The following is a 2648-nucleotide window of genomic DNA, read 5'->3' as shown; positions in this document are numbered from 1 at the left end:
CCGGTGCCGGTGCCGGTCCCGGTGCCGGTGCCGCTTCCCGTCCCGGACCCGCCGTCCGTGTCCGGCGCTCCCTCCGCACCGGAGCCCGTACCCGGTGCCGCGGGGTCGCTCCCGCCGTCCGGCAGCACGCTCTCCGTCCCGGGTTCGGGCAGCGGCTCACCGGCCCCGGCATCCGTCCCGGCCCCGGGGGGCGGAGGTGGGGTGATGGAGCGGGTCCCCGGCGTCCCGGCGGCGAGCACGCTGGTGGGGGTCGGCTCCTGTGCGGCGTCCTGCTGCCACACCGGGCGGACCACCTCCGTTCCGGGCGAGACGTCCTGCCCGGCCGCCTGCCCGGCCTGCTGCCCGCCCGTGGTCTGCGGTGGGTGCCGCGGCTCATCCGACACTGCTACCTCCGAAGGGTGTCACCGGTACCGGGGCTCGGGAGGCGCGGCGTCGCCGAGATCCTCGCGCAGCCAGGTCTCGTAGCTGTCCTGCCACGTCCCACCCCGGACGTCCTCCAGGACGGCGTTGACGTAGCGCACCATGTCCTCGTCGCCCTTCGGGATGCCGATGCCGTAGTACTCGTTGGTGAACCGGTCCCCGACGATCTTCGTCGAGGTGCGGTCCTGGGCACGCATCCCCGCGAGGATCGTGTCGTCGGTGGACACGGCCGCCACCTGCCCCTGCTGCAGCAGCACGAGACAGTCGGACCAGTCGTCCACCGCCACCGGGACCGGCCGCGGCCTGCTCTCGGCGATGTTGCGCAGCGACGTCGACTCCCGGGTGGCACACACCCGCTCACCACCGAGGTCGCGGATGCCCTCGACGTCCGAGTCCGCGTCGACGAGCACCCGCTGCCCCGCGACGTAGTAGACGCTGGAGAAGTTGACCTCCTCGCGGCGCTCGCACGTGACCGAGAACGTGCGCACGACGATGTCGACCGCACCTTCCTTGAGCACGTCGATCCGGTCGGCCGAGCTGATCGCCCGGAACCGGATCGCGTCCGGATCACCCAGCAGGGACTCCGCGACGGCCCGCGCGATGTCGATGTCGAACCCGTGCAGTTCGCCCGTGTCCGGGTCGGAGAAGCCGAACAGGAAGGTGTTCTGGTCCACCCCGGCGATCAGGTACCCACGTTCCCGGATCTCGGCCATCGTGGATCCGTCCGCGACCTCGGCGTCCGGCGGCAGGCTCGCGGTCGCGTTGCAGTCCCGCGAGGCCGACCCGCCGCGCGCGAGTTCCGGGTCGATCTCCGTCCCCGCGGGCGTCGGCCGGGCGACGGACTCCACCGGCGCGGGGTCGACGGGCTCCGCGGAGACGCCGCACCCCGCCAACACCACGGCGGACACCACGGCGAGCAGTCCGGTCACTCTGGTCCTTCTCATCAGCGGTACTCCCGGAGCCGTTCGCGGATACCCAATGTCGCCCCGAGCGCGGCGACGACCGACAGCACCGCGAATCCCGGGGCGAGCAGTGTCAACGCGCGGGAGGCGGCGGTGGTGTCGTCGACGAATTCCTGCCTGGCCGTGCCGATCGCGTCGGCGAGATCGTTGTCCAACCGGGTGAACGCGGCGGCCGCGCCCGCGTCGTCACCGGTGTCGAGTGCCGAGGTCACCGCCTGCCGGTGGTTGCCGGAGTCGTCCAGTTCGCGGATGCGCTCGTGCGCGGACCGCCAGGCCGTCGCGGCCTGGCTCGCCGACCGCAGGGGGCCCTCGGCCGCGGTGTCCTCGGCCTCCGCGCGGGCACGGGCCAGCAGTCCCCCCTCGCCGTCGGGCCCGGCGAACCGCCCGAACTGCTCGGTGAACTCCTCCTCGTACTCCTGCCCGCCCCCGCGGGCGACGAGGGTGAGCGTCTCGTCCGCCCGGGCCCGCAGCGCCGAGATGCGGGCGTCGACCAGCAGGCCCGCCTGTTCGCTCCCGTCGTCCCGGCCCTGGCTGACCAGCACCCCCTGCACGGTCAACGCGACCGTGGTCCACAGGACGGCGACACCGACGGCACCCGTGGCCACGAGCAGCCCCACGTTGAACACGCGGTTCGTCGTACGCCGGAGGTAGGCCTGGGTGTAGAGCAACGCGGCCGCCAGCCCGAGCAGGAGCACGACGGTCACCCAGGGGACGCCCGCGGCGTCGTCCTGCGCCTCGGCCAGCCGGTCGTTGTCGATCTCGTACAACCGCTCCGCCGCGGGCAGGATCTCCGACCGCAGCAGTTGCGAGGCCTCCCGCAGGTAGGCGGCGCCCACGGGGTAGCCCTGACGGTCGTTGGTCCGGGCCGTCTCGACCAGACCGGTGTAGGTCGGCAACTGCCTGCTGATGATGTCGACCTGCTCGGCGGCGCCCCCGGTGCTGCCCGCGTCGGAGGCCGCCTTCGCCAGCGCCGCACCGGCCTTGGCGATGTCCCGTTCGTAGCGTTGCCGCAGTTCGGGGGACTCGGCACCGGGGGAGAGGAACGCGCTCGCCGCCGTGGCGTCGGCGTCCGACAGCGACCGGTGGACCTCCTGTGCCGCCGCGGCCAGCGGTTCCCGGTGCTCGACCAGGCCGTCGGTCGTCGCGCCGCGGTCCTGCATCGCGAGGGTGCCCACCAGTCCGGTGAGCAGCGAGAGCACGACGAGCCCCGCGCCGATCAGCGACAGCCGCCCCGGGCTCGTGGCGGCCGACCGCCGGAGCCCGCGC

General features: G+C 73.7%; 2 protein-coding genes and 1 pseudogene. All 3 read right to left on the bottom strand.

Annotated features, from left to right (window positions below):
* Positions 1-383, bottom strand: a pseudogene (locus ACTIR_RS0115875) (serine/threonine protein kinase); the annotation flags it as partial.
* Positions 384-401: 18 nt separating this feature from the next.
* Complete coding sequence (locus tag ACTIR_RS0115870; protein ID WP_026455018.1) at positions 402-1364, bottom strand: glutamate ABC transporter substrate-binding protein; 963 nt, start codon at positions 1362-1364, stop codon at positions 402-404.
* Positions 1364-2648, bottom strand: a 1285-nt coding sequence (locus tag ACTIR_RS0115865; protein WP_026455017.1) for a hypothetical protein, incomplete at its 5' end; no start/stop codon positions are given. The genes ACTIR_RS0115865 and ACTIR_RS0115870, both read right to left, overlap by 1 nt.

The organism is Saccharomonospora iraqiensis subsp. iraqiensis, assembly GCF_000430445.1.
Taxonomy (GTDB): domain Bacteria; phylum Actinomycetota; class Actinomycetes; order Mycobacteriales; family Pseudonocardiaceae; genus Saccharomonospora; species Saccharomonospora iraqiensis.
The sequence above is the reverse complement of the archived record's forward strand: the minus strand, read 5'-3'. Positions and strand labels throughout refer to the sequence as shown.